This window comes from Enterococcus villorum (assembly GCF_007990225.1).
Classification (GTDB): Bacteria; Bacillota; Bacilli; order Lactobacillales; family Enterococcaceae; genus Enterococcus_B; species Enterococcus_B villorum.
The window spans coordinates 1-1742 of record NZ_BJWF01000083.1; the positions used below are offsets into that span (position 1 = coordinate 1).

General features: G+C 30.4%; 1 protein-coding gene. It reads left to right on the forward strand.

What is annotated here, in order from left to right; translation table 11 throughout:
* Window positions 1-717 precede the first annotated feature (717 nt).
* Window positions 718-1742: immunoglobulin-like domain-containing protein (locus EVI01_RS13370; RefSeq protein WP_146811772.1), on the forward strand; the 1025-nt coding region annotated here is incomplete at its 3' end.

Consider the following 1742-nt stretch of genomic DNA (forward strand, 5'->3'; position numbering starts at 1 on the left):
AGATATGAATAAAGAAGATTTAAATAGTCACAAGTTGATTAGTTACCCAATAATAGAAAAACAACAAATTAAATATATAAATTAGTTAGTATATTGTAATGATGTTTTTAATGTACTAAGAATATATATGTAATATAAAAAGGCAAAGATATTTTCAAAACATCCTTCACCAGATGTGATATCCTTGCCTTTTTAGTCTATTTTGAACTCAACATTTATGTAATATGTAATTGCAAATTTTATTTTTCTAAAACGAATACTAACTGAAATCATTGTATTTATTTTTCAATATGAAAATACATTTTACATAATTCATAACGTTAAAGAGTTAAATATTTAAAATGTCAGTAACTATATTAAATAAAAAATAAGGATAGCGATGCATTCTTACTTTGACAGTTGGAACTTTAAAGAAGTTTTATTTTGAATGTAGAAGAAGTAGCAAACTTTCTTGAATCACAAAAAATGCTATTTCTGAATTTCAAACTTCGTGTAGAACGTCTATGAATATATCTAAAAATTGGAATTTGTTTACAGCTTGGAAGCACCTAATAAAGATGATTTTTAATAATATTTATTAAATAATACAACTTATTAGATGAGATCGATTTTATCCCCGAAAAAAACCTAGAAGTGAACTCTCTTAGAAAAAATATTTTCTTAAAATATAGATACTAGATAAAATCTAGTTCTATTAAGTTTTAAGGGGGAAAATTTTTGAGTAAGAAAAAGTTAACTAATAAAAGAAAAAAGCAACTTCTGGCAATGTTTATGTCAGCAGGAATAATGACCAATTCATTTGTTGGAACAGGTTTAGCACTTGATGATGAGGTAACTACTGATTCTGCAAATACAAGTGGTGTATCTAGTGATAACACAAATATTAATGACAATCCACAACTAACAACAAACTCTTCAGGTAGTAGAATACTTAGCACTAAAATTTCAGAGGATTATTATTATGGCGAGAGTAAAACACTAAAGGGGACTTGTGAACCATTTTTCCAGGTAACTGCTTTTAAAGGCGAACATAGCGCAGCTGTAAATATTTCAAGCACGGTTAAAGCAGATATTTTAGGAAATTTTGAACTTTTTATTAATGAAAGCAAAATTCGACCTGGAGATGTTATTAGGGTAAGAAGTATAGATGCAACAGGCCTTTTTGGAAGTGATGATACAACGTACGTACATTATAGTGCCCCAAAAGTAAATAATAGTTACAGTTATGATTCACCAATTACAGGAACCGCTTATCCTGGAGCGGAAGTATATATTTCTGATACTCCAAATTTCACTTCTGGGTGGGTTACATCAACAGCAGATGCGTCAGGTAATTTTACTTTAAGTGCCAATCAATTAAAATCATTATCTGGGTACGCTTCTGGAAAGACTATGTATTTAAGGAGTTCAGCAGCTGGTTCTAATAATGCAGGGGAGTTGCTAAGTCATACGGTGTCTACTCAAATTACTGAAAATAAGGCTACAATTACTGCTAATAATTTTACACTAGATTATGGATCAGCATATAACAGTAATATTGCTATTCAAAAATCTGGAGTAAAAGCTACTGATGCCAATGGAAATGATGTTACAAATAATGTGCAAGTTTCTGGTAATGTAAATACTAAAATTCCTGGAAACTATAATGTAACATTCACTTCGCCAGAATCAGGAAAAAGTGTGACAGTCGTGGCCACGGTTAAAGATGCACCAGCAGATAATGCCACAATTACTGCCCACAA